We start from the raw sequence: 15,362 nt of genomic DNA, 5'->3' as shown, positions 1-15,362 counted from the left end.
TCAGCTGATCACCATTAACCAGGGCAGGCCGATCACCAGCCAAACCACCAGGAACAGCAGCCCGAAGATGACTCCTAGCCGCCAGAACAGCGCGCTGGGTAGGTAGCCGCTGCCATAGTAAACCGGGCTTGGGCCCGTGCCGTAGGGAGTAAGAATGCCCATAAAGCCGAGTGTGGGGAGTAGCAGCAGGATAAACATCTGCATATCCAGCCCGGCAATGCCCGATGCCGCCGCCAGGATCACCGGCAGCAGGGCGGTAACGTGGGCCGTTACGCTGGCAAAGAAGTAGTGCAGTAGGTAGAAGATAACCACCAGTGCCACCATGGCCATCAGCGGATTGAAGTGGCTTATCTGCCCGCCGACCACACCGCCAAACCAGTTAACGAATCCCACCTGGCTGAGACGCCCGCGAGCGCCACCAGAGTGGCAAACCATACAAAGGTATTCCAGGCGGCTCGGTTATCGAGAATATCGCTCCAGGTCACAATGCCGGTTAACAGCATGCCGCAGATCACCAGTAGACCTACCAGCGATCCAGAGATAATGTCGCCCGCGAAAATCCACAGCATCAGGGCAGTCACCACCATCATGACCAGCATGATTTCATGACGGGTCAGTGCCCCTAGCTTGGTTAACTCCTGCCGCGCCCAGTCGGAGATTTCACTGCCTGCTTTCACTTCGGGTGCGCATAGCCAGTAGCTCAGCAGCGGCACCAGCAGAAGCAGCAGAATGCCGGCAGGTGCTACTGCCATAAACCACTGCCCCCAATTGACCTGGATACCGGTGGTGCTTTCGGTTAACGCGATCGCCAACAGATTGGGCGCCAGGGCGGTCAAAAATAGCGAACTGGTGACGCAAGTAGACGCCAACGCTGTCCACATCAGAAAGCTGCCCATGCGTTTCATGCTGGGGTCGTTGGGGTGGGAGTCGTAAAGCGGCGGCAGGTTACGAATCACGGGGAAGATCGTGCCCGCACTGCGCGCCGTATTGGAAGGCGTAAACGGCGCCAGAATGCCATCGGCAATCATCACCGCATAACCCAGGGTTAAGGTGCGCTTGCCCATTGCTTTGACCAGCCAGAGCGATATCCGCCTACCAAGGCCGGTTTTTTCATACCCCAAGGCAAACATAAAGGCACCAAAAATCAGCCATACCGTCGAGTTGGTAAAGCCCGACACCGCCCACGAAAAGGCCTGGTTAGCGGCATTAAACCCATCAGCGGCCAGTTGTTCCGGAGAGTACAGCACCCATCGAGAAAGCAGTGCGACCAGAGTGACTCCGATTAGGCCCACCACTGCGCCCGGTAGCGGTTCAAGAATCAAGCCCACTACGCAGCCGAGGAAAACGGCGAAAAAATACCATGCATGAGGGGCAAGCCCCGGGGGCGTGGGTATCAGCGCGACGATGATAGCGACTGCAAGCGGCGCTAACAGTTTCCATCGCGGTGAGGGTTGAGCATTGGTCGTCATGCGGCACCTCTCTCTTCAGTTTTTGCAGTAAGGTCTTCTTTGTCGTTTGGTAGGCAGCCATCTGCCTGCAGTGAGTGGCTTGAAGAGTAGGTGCTGCGGCGCGGGGGGAACAGCAATACCGGCTCGATTTTCCACTTGCTTGACGCACGTCAATAGTTCTTTCGACTAATGAGCAGGGCCTGTCATAGGCGTGGTAAGTTGGAGTGATGAAAGGGCACCGAAGAGTGTCGCCGGTACCACCTTTGACTTGGCTAATGGAAGGGGTTGTCATGCAGCAGCGAGATTTCGATATCGTCATTGTTGGTGGGGGTGGGGCGGGCTTGCGCGCGGCTATCGGGGCTGCTGAACAAGCCAAGGAGCAGGGCTCTCCCCAGCGCATAGCGCTGCTCTCCAAGGTTTACCCCATGCGCTCCCATACCGTGGCCGCTGAGGGCGGCGCAGCGGCCGTTACCAGTGCCGAGGATACTCACCAGGCGCATTTTGACGACACGGTGTCCGGCGGTGACTGGCTGGTTGAGCAGGGCGTCGTCGACTACTTTGTCCATCATGCCTATCAAGAACTGGTGCAGATGGAGCGCTGGGGCTGCCCCTGGAGCCGCAAGGAAGATGGCCAAGTGCAAGTGCGTCGCTTTGGCGGCATGAAAACGGCCCGCACCTGGTTCGCGGCTGATAAAACCGGCTTCCATATGCTCCATACCCTGTTTCAGACCTCGCTGAAATACCCCGAGATCGAGCGTTTCGACGAATACTTCGTGCTCGACCTCGCCGTCCATGAGGGCGCGGTGATCGGCGTGATTGCGCTGCAGATCGCCACCGGCGAATTGACCCTGCTGCGTGCCAAAGCAGTAGTGCTTGCCACCGGCGGCGCGGGACGCTTGTTCCGTTTCAACACCAATGCGGGCATTGTCACCGGCGATGGGATGGCGATGGCTTATCGCCACGGTGTGGCGCTGCGCGATATGGAGTTTGTTCAGTATCACCCCACAGGCTTACCCGGCTCCGGCATTTTGATTACTGAAGCGTGCCGGGGCGAAGGCGGTATTCTGCTCAATAAAGAAGGCTATCGTTATCTGCAGGATTATGGCCTTGGCCCGGAAACGCCGCTGGGTAAACCGGAGAACAAGTATATGGAGCTGGGCCCGCGGGACAAGCTCTCCCAGGCCTTCTGGCAGGAGCAGCAGGCGGGTCGCACCGGCAAGTTTGGCGACAGCGATGTGGTCTATCTTGATCTGCGCCACTTGGGTGAAAAAACCATTCTGGAGCGCCTGCCGTTTATCTGCGAGCTGGCCAAATCCTATATCAACGTCGACCCGGTGAAAGAGCCCATCCCCATTCGCCCAGCGGTTCACTACACCATGGGCGGTATTCAAACCAATCCACAGTGCGAAACCTCCATTGCCGGGCTCTACGCCGCCGGGGAGTGTGCTTCGGTGGGTCTGCACGGCGCCAATCGATTGGGCTCTAACTCGCTGACAGAACTACTGGTGTTTGGCCGCTTGGCCGGTGAACAGGCAAGCAAGCGCGCAGCGCAAACCGAGTGGGCCGATGAGCGCCTGCTGGAAGCGCAAGGCGATCGTCAGCAAGCCAAGCTACTGCGGTTATGCGACGGCACCGGCAGTGCGGAGAACTGGGTAGAACTCAAGCACGCCATGGTGCAGGCCATGGAGAGCGGTTGTGGCATTTACCGCACCGAAGAGGGCATGCGCCACTCGCTGGAGACCATGCGCCAACTGCGCGCGCGCTTTAACAAGGTTCGCGTTAACGATACCAGCAAGATTTTTAATACCGAGTTACTGGAATGCCTTGAACTGGAGTGTGGACTGGATATTGCCGAAGCCTCCTGTTTGGGTGCGCTTGAGCGCCGTGAGTCCCGCGGCGCCCACCAGCGCTTGGATGAAGGTATGCAGAAGCGCGATGATGTTAACTACCTCAAGCATAGCCAGGTGTTCTACCAAGGCGATGGCCATGCCGAGCTGCGCTGGCAGGACGTCGATGTACGGTTTTCCGCCCCGGCGGAGAGGGCCTATGGCGATGCGGGCAAGGGGGGCAAGGTATGAACAGCCAACAGATCAGCACCAAACACATTAGCGTCAAACGCTATCTGCCAGACAGCTCGGCTGAACCCTATTGGCAGCAGTACGAACTGCCGGTGGACGATAGCACCTCGCTGCTGGATGCCCTCAACCACATTAAAGAGCAGCTCGATAGCACGCTGAGCTACCGCTGGTCGTGCCGCATGGCGATCTGTGGCTCCTGCGGGGTCATGGTGAACGGCATTCCCAAGCTGGGCTGCAAAACCTTCTTGCGCGATTATGAGGGCGAAATTCGTATCGAGCCGCTGGCCCACTTCCCTGTGCAGCGGGATTTGGTGGTGGACATGGAGATATTCCTTGAGCACCTGGCGGCGGTGAAGCCCTACCTGATTGACGATAACCCGGTAAAACCGTTGGATCCCAATGCGCCGGAAACCTACCAGCAGTCACCCGAACAGCTCGCCCGCTATAAGCAGTTCGCCAACTGCATTAATTGTGGCCTCTGCTACTCCGCCTGCCCCCAGTTTGGGCTTAATCCGGAGTTTCTTGGCCCGGCGGCGTTAACGCTGGCTCACCGTTACAACCTGGACAGCCGAGACCACGGCAAAAAACAGCGCATGGCCGAGCTTAACCGCCACGACGGGGTATGGAGCTGCACCTTTGTGGGCTTCTGCTCCAAGGTTTGCCCCAAACACGTTGACCCCGCCGCGGCGGTCAATCAGGGCAAGGTTGAAGCGGCCAAACACACGCTTATTGCGCTGTTTAAAGGGTAGGGGAGGAACATCATGGATAAATCATCATCGCAACGCCTGCCGCCGCTGAAACGCAACTGGTGGCTAAAACACCGCTTTTTTAAACTCTATATGCTGCGCGAAGCCACGGTGCTACCGCTGGTGTTTTTCACGCTCTGTTTACTCGCCGGTATGGTTGCTCTGTTGCAAGGGGCGGAGAGTTGGCAGGGGTGGATCGCCTTTATGGGTTCGCCCATTGTGCTACTGCTGAATCTTCTAGCCCTGGCCGCCAGCCTGTTTCATGCCGCCACCTTCTTTGTGCTGTTCCCACGGGTAATGCCGCTGCGTATCGCCGGGCATAGCATGCCTGATCAGGCCATTGTTGCCGGGCAGTGGGCAGGTGTCGTCGTGGTCACGCTGCTATTTTTCTGGCTATTGGGGAGGAGTGGAGCATGAACATGCACAAAGATGATGTTCAGCATAAACAAGCCTTTGATGAACCGCTTTGGTGGGGGCTGTTTAGCGCAGGCGGTGTCTGTTTCGCTGTCTTTCTACCTGCTGTGATTCTGTTTATCGCCGTGCTACTGCCCCTGGGCCTGTTGCCCGCCGAGGCGCTGAGCTATGAGCGGGCATCTTCGCTGCTGTTTAGCGTGCCGGGCTTTTTGTTTATTGGCGCTGTGGTCTGCTTGCCGCTATTTCATGCTGCCCACCGCCTGCGCCATGGACTGTTTGATATCAGCGTGGGCAGCGACACACTCAATAAGAAGCTGATGTACGGTGGGGCGGCGCTGTTGAGTGTTTTGGCGTTGGGCATTGTTGTGGCGGGTTTCTTTCGCTAAACGGCGCATTGTTCAGATAAAAAAAGAGACTGGCATGATTAAAGGACTGACTGAAGCAGAACTCTACGCGGCGATTGAGTGGCAGGATCACTCAAACGACTATCAGGATATTCTGTATCACACATCAAAAGAGGGCATTGCCCGCATCACCATCAACCGCCCCGAGGTGCGCAACGCCTTTCGCCCGCTAACGGTGAGCGAGATGATCCAGGCGCTAAGCCGGGCGCGTTACGACAGCGCCATTGGTGCGATTATTCTCACCGGCGCAGGCGACAAAGCGTTCTGCTCCGGTGGCGATCAGCGCATCCGTGGCGACTACGGTGGCTACCAGGACGAAGAGGGTGCCCACCACCTTAACGTGCTGGACTTCCAGCGCGATATTCGCACCTGCCCTAAGCCGATTATCGCCATGGTGGCGGGTTACGCCATTGGCGGTGGCCATGTGCTGCATATGATGTGCGACCTGACCATTGCCGCCGATAACGCCATTTTTGGCCAGACCGGCCCTAAAGTCGGCTCCTTTGATGGTGGCTACGGCGCCTCTTATATGGCGCGCATTGTGGGCCAGAAAAAGGCCCGGGAAATCTGGTTCCTATGCCGCCAGTACGATGCCGCCCAAGCGCTTGAAATGGGGCTGGTCAACCATGTGGTGCCCCTGGCTGAGTTGGAAAAAGAGAGCGTACGCTGGTGCCGCGAGATGCTGCAGAATAGCCCCATGGCGCTGCGCTGTCTGAAAGCCGCACTCAATGCCGACTGCGATGGGCAAGCCGGGCTGCAGGAGCTGGCGGGTAACGCCACCATGCTCTTCTATATGACCGAAGAGGGGCAGGAGGGGCGTAACGCCTTTAACGAAAAGCGCCGCCCGGACTTCTCCCGCTACCCGCGCAACCCGTAATGCAACTGGCGCTTTACCGCTACTCGCTACCGTTCCGTAAGCCGCTAATGTTTAAAGGAGAGCGGCTGGCGAGCAGAGAAGGGCTGCTCGTAACGATCAATGGCCAGTGGGGCGAGATAGCGCCGCTGCCTGGCTTCTCCGCAGAAACCCTCGCCGAAGCAGAAGCTGAAAGCCTGGCCTGTCTTAATGCCATTAAGCGCGGCGAGAAAGCCGCTCCAACGTTACCTTCAGTGCAGTTTGGTTTCGACTGTGCCCAGCGCCTGTGGCCTGTAAATCTTCCCGCGTCGTTGTCGCCCTATCCACTGCTCCAAGGTGCGCCCGCGGAATTGATGCTTTCGCTGGATACTATCTTGACCGGCTGGGGGGCTTTGCCGCCGCCTAGACTCAAACTCAAGGTGGCACGCTACGCCATGGAAGAGGAGCTGGCGCTGATCGAACAGCTCGCAGCCCGGCTACCCACTACCAAGCTGATTCTGGATGCCAACGGCGGCTGGACGAGGGAAGATGCCCGGCGTTTCTGCGAATGTCTTCCCCTTGAACACATCGACTACCTGGAAGAACCCTGCACTGCCTTTGCTGACACCATTGCCGTGGCTGAGGCAACGGGGGTACCTATCGCCCTGGATGAAACGCTATCCCGCAGGGAAGAGTGGTATGGCCACCCCCAGATTAAAGCCCTGGTGATCAAACCCACCTTGATTGGCTCGCTAAATGCCTGCGAAGCGCTCGTTAAAAGGGCGCGAGCGGATAATCTGCGTGTAGTGATCTCCTCCAGCTTTGAATCCGATTTAGGCCTTGTGCAGCTTGCCCGTTTGGCAAGTGAGTGGGCGCCAGATGAGCCGCCTGGGTTGGATACGGGGCATTGGCTTACCGGACGTGTGACTAATCTAGCGGGTGAGGTGATGACAGAAAACGTGCATTGTCTTTCTAAAATGGAAAATTTAGCGTGATAGACACCTGCCCCATTCACTACTGGGCCAAAGAGACCCCTGAACACATTGCGGTAGAGGCTGGCTCGGTGCGCATTAGCTACCGAACGCTCAATCGCCGGGTGGCCTCTTTAGCACAACAGCTTGTGCGCGAAGGCTTTGTGCCCGGTGATCGCTTAGTGGTGCCCGCCAAAGGCTCGCTTACATCCTTGCTGCTGGCGTGGGCCTGCCTGCGGGCAGGGGTTATTTTTTGTCCTCTGAATCCTGCGTTCCCTATTGCCCAGCAGCTCACTCTAGCCAAACGCTTGCAGGCTGGCCGGGTTTGCCAAACGGAAAGCGACCATCATTATCCTGCCGAGCTCACACCGGTTAGCCTCGATTTTTTGGCGGAAGCCGATGTGAGGGAGCCACCGGTGCTGGATAGCCACCAGCTGTGCAACACGATTTTTACCTCTGGCTCTAGCGGTACGCCTAAAGCGATGCTGCATTGTGTGGCCAATCATTTAGCCTCTGCACGCGGTTCGGCGTCGTTGATTCCCGTTGATCAGAACAGTGGCTGGCTACTGTCGCTGCCGCTGTTTCATATCGGCGGCTACGCGATCCCGTTTCGGGTCTTTCTTGCTGGTGGGCGGGTGATCCTCGACGAGGCTCCCCAGTCACTGGCAGAGCGTCTTGAGCAGCAGGCGATTAGCCATCTGTCCCTGGTGCCTACCCAGCTTTGGCGGCTGCTGAAAGCGGGCTTTACGCCCCGGCGCACCCAACTACGTGAGCTGCTACTAGGCGGTGCGGCGATTCCCGCACCGCTGGTGGCGCAGATGACATCGCTAGGGCTAACGCCGAAAGTTAGCTATGGGCTATCCGAGATGGCCAGTCAGGTCTGTACCGGTATTCCCACTGCGCCCGGTGTGGTCGGGAAACCGCTGCCGGGCCGGGAGGTTAGGGTTGTTGAGGGTGAGATACAGGTGCGTGGCGAGACCCTGTTCTGCGGTTATTTGAATAATGGCGAGGTTGATCCAGCCCTCAATGACGAAGGCTGGTTTGCCACCCGCGACAAGGGCCACTTCAATGCGGACGGGGCGCTGGTGGTGGAAGGGCGGCTCGATAATGGCTTTATTTCCGGTGGCGAGAATATCCAGCCGGAAAGTATAGAACAGCGCTTGGTTGACCACCCCGGCATCGCCCAGGCGTTGGTTGTAGCAGTACCCCATCCCGAGTGGGGCGAGCGCCCGGTGGCATTTATCGACTGGCACGGCGAGGCCGTATCGAAACAAGCGCTAAATGTCTGGGTTCGCGAAGCCTTGCCCGGCTTTATGGTACCCGATGCCTGGCTGGCCTGGCCGCCGGGGGTAGGTTTTAAGCCCTCCCGCAAGCAGTTTGCAGAGCTGGCGCGGGCTCAGTTGGCCAACAAGTAGCCAACCCGCGTAATTATGCCATTCCCGGTGGTGTGAGTGGTGGCAAATAGCGCTCCAGCAGCTGAGCGGCATGCAGTATTTTTAGATCTTGGTATTTGCCTGCCACAAGGTGCAAGCCTACCGGCAACCCTTGGCTATCCAGCCCGCAAGGCATGGAGGCGGCGGGCTGTTGGGTAAGGTTGAAGGGGTAGCTAAATGGCGTCCAATCCATCCAGTCTTTATAGCGCCCGCTTGGCGGCACGTTGTGGCCGGCTGCAAAGGGGGCAATGGGCATGGTGGGGGTAACCAGCAGGTCATACTGCTGATGAAAGATTGCCATATGCGCCGTCAATTCACTACGTTCCCGCCGCGCGGCGAGATAGGCGGAAAGTGAGACATCCTGACCCCGCCGTGCGATATCCAGAAATCCTGGGTCGAGTGCCGCTTGCTGCTGTTCATTGAGTTTTTCGAGCGCTTGAGTAGCGCCTGCAAACCACAGCGTATTAAACGTCTTAAGCGGATTGCTAAAGCCAGGGTCAATTCGCTCTACCGTCGCGCCCAATGCTTCTAAATGGGCAACGGCTGCCTCAACCCGCTGGGCAATATCAGGAGCTACCTCTACATAGCCAAGGTCAGCGCTAAAGGCGATTCGCCAGCCGCTTAGATCCGCAGGAGGAGGTGTTAGCCAGTCTGGCCCAAGCGGGTTGCCGGAGTAGCCATCCCGAACATCAGGCTGCGCCATTACGCTAAGCATTAGTGCGCTATCAGCAGCGGTACGGGTCATTGGCCCCAAGTGGGAGAGCGTACTCATGGTGCTGGCGGGCCACTGGGGCACCCAGCCAAAGGTGGGTTTAATGCCAAAAGTGCCGGTAAAGCTGCACGGTATGCGAATAGAGCCACCCGCGTCGCTGCCCTGATGCAGCAGGCCAAGGTTGAGCGCCGCGGCTGCCCCCGCGCCGCCTGATGATCCCCCTGGAGTTAGTTCAGTATTCCAGGGGTTGCGGGTAATGCCATGCAGCGGGTTGTCGGTGACACCCTTCCAGCCAAACTCCGGCGAAGTGGTCTTGCCGATCACGATCGCCCCGGCATTACGAAGATGACGGCTGATTGGCGCATCTACCTCCCAAGGGCCATTCGGGGTGGTGGTCGTTGAACCCAGGCGGGTGGGCAGCCCTTTGGTTAAGGTTAAATCCTTAATGGTAACGGGGATGCCGTCCAGCGGGCCGCAGGGCGTGCCTGCCTGCCAGCGCCGAGCGGAGTCGGCTGCTAACCGGCGGGCCTCTTTGCCGTTAACACAGGTGAAAGCATTGACCTTGGGGTTATCCCGCTCAATACGCGCCAGGCAGTCCTCCACCAGCGTCTCCGGTGAAAGCGATCCATCACTGAAGCGCGCCAGGGCGTCCACGGCCGTCAGGGTTGCTAAGGTGTCTGCCATGCTATTCGCCATCCTCGACACCTGCCGCTTCCAGCATGGCGTGCAGCAGCACGTTACAGCCTGCGTGGACGTGCTCTGGCGTGGCGCTCTCGACCTCGTTATGGCTAATGCCATCCTTGCAGGGAATAAAGATCATCGCGGCAGGGGCAACGCGACCAACAAACATCGCATCGTGGCCTGCGCCGCTGATGATATCCATATGCGATAGCTCAAGCTTTTCAGCTGCTTGGCGCACGGCATCAACACACGCTTTATTGAAGTGCTCTGGTGCAAAGTCAGCAGTGGGTGTCAGCTCGTACGCCAGCCCGTGACGTTGGCAAATTTCTTCAACAGCGGCGGTGACTGCTTGGCCCATTTTCTCAAGTGCTTGCGGTTCCCAGTGACGCATATCCAGAGTCATTTTGACCTGACCGGGAATCACATTGCGCGAACCGGGGTGCAGCGTCATGCAGCCTACTGTGCCGCGACCGTGGGGCTGATGATCGAAGGCGATACGGTTGAGCGCTTGGGTGACTTCGGCTGCACCCATCATGGCATCCCGGCGTAGGTTCATCGGCGTGGGGCCTGCGTGGGCTTCAAGTCCGGTCAGGGTTAAATCAAACCACTTCTGGCCAAGCCCACCGATAACCACGCCAATGGTTGTGTCGGTATCTTCCAGGATCGGTCCCTGCTCAATGTGCGGCTCAAAGTACGCTTTTATCTCATCTGGCGAAACGCTGTCGCTGCCGCGGTAGTGAATGGCGTCCAGGGCATCGCTTACCGTGACGCCATCGGCGTCGGTACGCTCCATCATGGCGTCAAACTCAAGCACGCCACTAAACACACCGGAACCCATCATGCAGGGTGGGAAGCGGCAACCCTCTTCGTTCGTCCAGGCGACGACTTCGATAGGGGATTGCGTGGTGATGTTGTGCTGGTTAAGGGTGCGAATCACTTCCAGACCGGAGAGTACCCCAAAGCAGCCATCATACTTACCGCCGGTGGGTTGGCTATCCAGGTGGCTGCCCGCCATCACCGTTTTGGCGTTGGGGTCGCTGCCTTCACGGCGGGCAAAGATATTGCCGATATTATCAATGCGAATTGTGCAGCCTTCGGCGCGACACCACTGGATAAACAGGTCGCGCCCCTGGCGTTCTAAATCGGTAAGCGCTTGACGGTTCACCCCGCCTTTAGGAGTGGCGCCTAGTTTGGCCATCTCCATTAGCGACTCCCATAGGCGGTCGCTGTCAGTACGTAGGTCGGTGCTATCTTTGCTGGGCGTAACGTAGGTGTTCATTTCACTCTCCTCGCAAGATTAAACGGATGCATTTTCCGTCGCTAGGTCGTGTAGCTTGGAACGGTGATTCTGAAGGTTGGGAGAATCGTTGCTGATCAGCATCTGCGCGGCCATTTCCGCTTCCAGCGCGCTCATATGGTGCTCGGCATCGGCCATATGCTCAGCCATTACCTGGCGCACACGCTGGATATCTTCGGCCCGGTAGGCGTCCACCAACTGGCGGTGGTAGTCCTGATTGGCGTGATCGAACTGCTTGCGTTCGGGCACGTAAGCTTTCTTTATCACTACCAAATCGCGCAGCATGTCGTTTAAAAACTGGCACATAAAGGCGAGCAAAGGATTAGGGCAGACACGCGCCAGCAGTTGGTGAAACTCCAGCTCCAAAAAGCGCTGGTGTCGGTGATCCTCTTCATCGCTCGCGCAGCAAGCGCAGGCCGACATATTGGCTTCCAACTGCTGGAAGTCGTGCTCGGTGAGCCTTCCCACCACTGATGCTGCCAGCTCCACTTCCAGCAGTTTGCGCAACTGGTAAACCTGCCTGCCATCCAACTGCTGAAAATGCAGGAAGTTACGCAGCATTCGGCTGGCGGGCTCCATGCCTGGCTGATTAATTACCGCGCCGCCTTTAGGCCCGGTTTTTAAAGTGATTAGCCCCTCAACCTCAAGAATCTTGAGCGCTTCTCGCACCGTCGCCTTGGCACTACCATAAAGCTCCATCAGCGCTTTTTCGTTCGGCAGTCGGTCGCCTTCTCCCAAAGATTCGGCGGCAATCCAGCGCTTGATATCGTCGCTGATCAGCTCGGCAAGTTTGGGTCGGCGCCGTGAGGCTGAACCAGAGGTTGAAACAGGGGCTTGAGTCATTAACCCACTCCTTATTTGTGGTCAGCGTTGCTGGTCACTGCTTGGCCATAGGCGAGCAAACGCTCGGGGTGGTACTCAGCATCGTAGTCGTAGCGTGCCTGGCTAAACCGCTCCACTACTGCTGTATCGCGACGGTGCAGCGCATGGCTTAGGCCAACAAACAGCACCGCATTCAACAATAGTCCCCAAATACCCGCGTGGTAACCAAAGGGGGCACTTAGCGGGCCAAAGGTCATCAGTAGTACACAGGCAACACCGACCCAAAGCCCCGCAAGCGCCGCAGTGGGGTGGGCTTTTTTCCAGGTGATGGCGCCGATAGTAGGAATAACCAGCTGTGCGGTACCCGCCAGCGCAGCAATACCGATAGTCACCAACACGCCGGGGACGGTAAGCGCCATGATATAAGCCGCCAGAGAGAAGCCTACTAACGATAAACGACCGATATAAACGATCCGCGCCTGGCTTGCTTCACGGTTCACATAGCGCTTATAGATATCCATCGTTACCACTGTGGACACCGCGTGAATCTGCGAATTAGCGGTGGACATCGCTGCTGAAGCGCCTGCCGCCATAATCAGCGAGGCAAGCAGGTAAGGGGCGTAATCCATTAACATGATGGGTAGGATTTGATCGGGGTTTTCCACATCGGGCTCAAGCAGCACCCCGGAGTAACCAGACAGCACCGAGCCCACATAGGCAAAGGCTGCCAAACCGAGTAGAAAGGGCATTAAATTGAACAGCTTGCCGTGTTTGACCGAGTACATACGCAGCCAGATTTGGGGGCCCATAAAGGCACCAATCGCGGTAATGGCAAACAGCGAGAACCACATGGGGTAGCCCATTGTCCCGTTAGGCCCAGGCATAGTGAGGTGCTCGGGTGAGCTTTGCTGTAACTGACTAAACAGAGCGGCTGGCCCTCCTACCTGGGTGGAAATGTAGTAACCCGCGTACAGCATGCCGAAGAACAGCAGCGCGCCATAAATAACGTCAGTCCAGGCGATGGCGCGGATGCCGCCAATCCATACGTAGATAATAATGATGAAGTAGAACAGCAACGCGGCGAGCCAGAAAGGAATCAAACCACCGGAGGCAACTTCGATTAAGTAGGCGCCCCCGGTTAGCTGGATCTGCAAATAAGGCACGGTGAAAATCAGCGTAATCGCGGCAACGGTAATGCGTAGCGCCTCGCTGTTATAGAAGTCACCAATTAAATCTGAAGGGGTTAAATAATTGAATCGCTTGCCTAAAAACCAAACCCGCTTACCGATCCAGTAGTACATAAAGCCAAACAGCAGGTTCCAGGCGAGCGCGGTAAGAAATACTGGCCCATTGGTATAAAAGGTGGCGTTAGAGCCAAGGAAGGCAAAGGCACTCCACCAGGTTGCTGCCACGGTGAAAAACACCGCGATACTGCCCATGGCGCGACCCTGAACAAAAAAATCTTCACTGGTTTCTTGCGATTGGCGCGCTGATAAAATCCCCACCAATAATGGGATGATCATAAACGCCGCAATAATTAATAGACTGCCGGTCATGGTTAATCCCCTTGTGATGGCTGTTTAGTGACGTGAGCCGTGGTTGGTGCGTGGCTGCCCCAGTTGGTGAAATAGGCCACCAAAAAAAGCGCCGTTAGCACAAACCACCAAAACAAGTTCCATACCAGCAGGAAGGGGATGCCCATCAACATGGGCTCTATACGGTTAGCCAACATAATGATGGGGCTTTCCAGCATAAAGAAACTGAAAAGCATGACGCTGTAAATCGACAGTTTGAGGGGAGTTAAATACTTCATAGCGAGTTTGCCCTATATTCATAGTGAATTGTTTATGTTGAGTTTGTGAGCAATATTTTCAGTACGCAGCTACCAACAGTGAGCTTCTTGGAAGTAGCGTTATCGGTGCCAAATACTGGTTGGGCGTGCTTCATAGATTTGTTGTATTTATTCGCATAAATATAATGATTAGGTGCTTTCTCAACCGGCGTCAAGGTCAAGAAGCATGCCGAGATGCCTTGTTACGTATAGATTCTCTAACGTGAACAAAAGAAGAGCGTAATTTTATAAACGTGTCTGGTGGCGCATGCTGAGGCAATGCCCTATAGCGATGGAGCTGGACACCATGTTTGGAATAAAAAGCAAAACCCCCGCTGAAACCTCGAGTGCCCCGACAGCAGAGACGCCCTCAAAAACGGCGCTTAACCAGCACTATTGGATGCCGTTTAGCGCCAACCGCGATTTTCGTGCTAACCCGCGCGTTATCGCCGGGGCGGAAGGGCGTTACTACATTGATGATCAGGGCCGTAAGCTATTCGATTCCCTTTCCGGGCTTTGGACTTGTGGCGCGGGGCATAACCGTGAAGAGATACAGAAAGCCGTGGCGGCGCAGCTCGGCAGCCTCGATTTTGCCCCCGGTTTTCAAATTGGTCATCCGCTGGCGTTCAAGCTGGCGGAAAAGGTGGCTAGCCTCACGCCTGCCGGGCTGGATCATGTATTTTTCACCAACTCAGGATCTGAAGCCGCCGATACCTCAGTCAAGATGGCCAAAGCCTACTGGCGTTTAAAAGGCAAGCCGGAGAAGACTCGTATGATTGGCCGTGCCAAGGGCTATCACGGGGTGAATATTGGCGGCACCAGCCTGGGCGGTATCGGTGGTAATCGTAAACACTACGGCCAGTTGATGGATGTAACGCACTTGCCGCACACCCTTCAGGCGGGCTATGCCTATACCCGTGGTCAAGCGGAAACCGGTGCCGAGCTTGCCGATGCGCTGTTGGATCAAATCGCCCTGCACGATGCTTCAACCATTGCAGCGGTGATTGTCGAGCCCATGTCCGGTTCGGCGGGGGTGATTGTGCCGCCAAAGGGCTATTTGGATCGGCTGCGTGAGATCTGCAGTGCCCACGATATTCTGCTGATTTTTGATGAAGTCATCACTGCCTTTGGGCGGAGTGGTGCGACCACCGGCGCCGAAGCCTTTGGCGTCACGCCAGATATCATGAACGTGGCCAAACAGATCACCAACGGCGCTATCCCTATGGGCGCAGTGATCGCTTCAAGCGAGATTTTCGATACCTTTATGCACGCCGGTGGCCCCCAGCATGCCGTCGAGTTCTCACATGGCTACACCTATAGCGCTCACCCCGTAGCTTGCGCGGCGGGTCTAGCGGCGCTTGACATGATGGAGCGTGAAAACTTCCCTGCTCAAGTCACTGCCATTGCACCTGCCTTTGAGCAGAAGCTACACGCCTTGAAAGGCCGCAATCACGTTGTCGATATTCGCAATTACGGTTTGGCAGGGGCGATACAGCTAACACCGCGGGATGGCGACCCCATTATCCGCCCGCGGGATGCGCATATGGCGCTCTGGGAAGCGGGTTTCTATGTGCGCTACGGCGGTGACACGCTGCAGTTTGGCCCTCCGTTTGGCACTACTGAAGCCGAGCTAGAACGCCTTTTCGATGCCGTGGCGACGACCTTGGATTCGTTAGCCTAATCTGTTCCGGAG

13 protein-coding genes and 1 pseudogene are annotated in these 15,362 nt (G+C 56.9%); 8 read left to right on the top strand and 6 right to left on the bottom strand.

Annotated features, from left to right (window positions below; translation table 11 throughout):
• A pseudogene (locus OM794_RS19400) lies at window positions 1-1,469 on the bottom strand (anion permease).
• 269 nt (window positions 1,470-1,738) lie between these two features.
• Between OM794_RS19400 and frdA the strand changes: the two are divergent.
• The 7 genes from frdA to OM794_RS19365 are packed head-to-tail and all read left to right on the top strand — an operon-like array spanning window position 1,739 to window position 8,308.
• On the top strand, window positions 1,739-3,526 hold the full coding sequence (gene frdA / locus OM794_RS19395) for a fumarate reductase (quinol) flavoprotein subunit (protein ID WP_226246810.1): 1,788 nt from the start codon (window positions 1,739-1,741) through the stop codon (window positions 3,524-3,526).
• Complete coding sequence (locus OM794_RS19390) at window positions 3,523-4,275, top strand: succinate dehydrogenase/fumarate reductase iron-sulfur subunit (RefSeq protein ID WP_226246811.1); 753 nt, start codon at window positions 3,523-3,525, stop codon at window positions 4,273-4,275. The genes frdA and OM794_RS19390 overlap by 4 nt, the downstream gene beginning before the upstream one ends.
• 12 nt (window positions 4,276-4,287) lie before the next feature.
• Window positions 4,288-4,689 carry a fumarate reductase subunit C gene (locus OM794_RS19385; protein WP_226246812.1) on the top strand — a complete coding sequence of 134 codons (402 nt, stop codon included), beginning with the start codon at window positions 4,288-4,290 and terminating at the stop codon, window positions 4,687-4,689.
• Entirely contained in the window at window positions 4,686-5,072 is a 387-nt protein-coding gene (frdD, locus tag OM794_RS19380) for a fumarate reductase subunit FrdD (RefSeq protein ID WP_226246813.1), read from the top strand. Before OM794_RS19385 ends, frdD begins: the two co-directional genes overlap by 4 nt.
• A gap of 34 nt (window positions 5,073-5,106) precedes the next feature.
• A complete protein-coding gene (menB, locus tag OM794_RS19375; RefSeq protein ID WP_226246814.1) occupies window positions 5,107-5,967 on the top strand; it encodes a 1,4-dihydroxy-2-naphthoyl-CoA synthase in 861 nt (286 codons plus the stop codon).
• Window positions 5,967-6,917, top strand: a complete 951-nt coding sequence (gene menC, locus OM794_RS19370) for an o-succinylbenzoate synthase (RefSeq protein WP_226246815.1) — start codon at window positions 5,967-5,969, stop codon at window positions 6,915-6,917. Before menB ends, menC begins: the two co-directional genes overlap by 1 nt.
• Entirely contained in the window at window positions 6,914-8,308 is a 1,395-nt protein-coding gene (locus OM794_RS19365) for an AMP-binding protein (RefSeq protein WP_226246816.1), read from the top strand. The genes menC and OM794_RS19365 overlap by 4 nt, the downstream gene beginning before the upstream one ends.
• Before the next feature lie 13 nt (window positions 8,309-8,321).
• Here the strand turns inward: OM794_RS19365 and OM794_RS19360 are convergent, their stop codons facing one another.
• The 5 genes from OM794_RS19360 to OM794_RS19340 are packed head-to-tail and all read right to left on the bottom strand — an operon-like array spanning window position 8,322 to window position 13,651.
• A complete protein-coding gene (locus OM794_RS19360) occupies window positions 8,322-9,722 on the bottom strand; it encodes an amidase (RefSeq protein ID WP_226246817.1) in 1,401 nt (466 codons plus the stop codon).
• Between the two features lies 1 nt (window position 9,723).
• Window positions 9,724-10,998, bottom strand: coding sequence for a Zn-dependent hydrolase (locus OM794_RS19355; RefSeq protein ID WP_226246818.1), 1,275 nt, complete (start codon window positions 10,996-10,998; stop codon window positions 9,724-9,726).
• Window positions 10,999-11,016: 18 nt separating this feature from the next.
• Window positions 11,017-11,859, bottom strand: a complete 843-nt coding sequence (locus OM794_RS19350) for a FadR/GntR family transcriptional regulator (RefSeq protein ID WP_226246819.1) — start codon at window positions 11,857-11,859, stop codon at window positions 11,017-11,019.
• Window positions 11,860-11,870: 11 nt separating this feature from the next.
• Window positions 11,871-13,394, bottom strand: a complete 1,524-nt coding sequence (locus OM794_RS19345) for a sodium:solute symporter family protein (protein ID WP_226246820.1) — start codon at window positions 13,392-13,394, stop codon at window positions 11,871-11,873.
• A gap of 2 nt (window positions 13,395-13,396) precedes the next feature.
• Window positions 13,397-13,651, bottom strand: a complete 255-nt coding sequence (locus OM794_RS19340) for a hypothetical protein (protein WP_226246821.1) — start codon at window positions 13,649-13,651, stop codon at window positions 13,397-13,399.
• A gap of 325 nt (window positions 13,652-13,976) precedes the next feature.
• On the opposite strand from OM794_RS19340, the gene OM794_RS19335 reads away from it, so the two are divergent.
• Entirely contained in the window at window positions 13,977-15,350 is a 1,374-nt protein-coding gene (locus tag OM794_RS19335; RefSeq protein WP_319001048.1) for an aspartate aminotransferase family protein, read from the top strand.
• Window positions 15,351-15,362: the final 12 nt, after the last annotated feature.

Origin of the sequence: Halomonas sp. BDJS001, from assembly GCF_026104355.1 — a bacterium.
In the GTDB taxonomy this organism is placed as follows: Bacteria; Pseudomonadota; Gammaproteobacteria; order Pseudomonadales; family Halomonadaceae; genus Vreelandella.
This window is presented reverse-complemented; position numbering and strand designations above follow the sequence as displayed.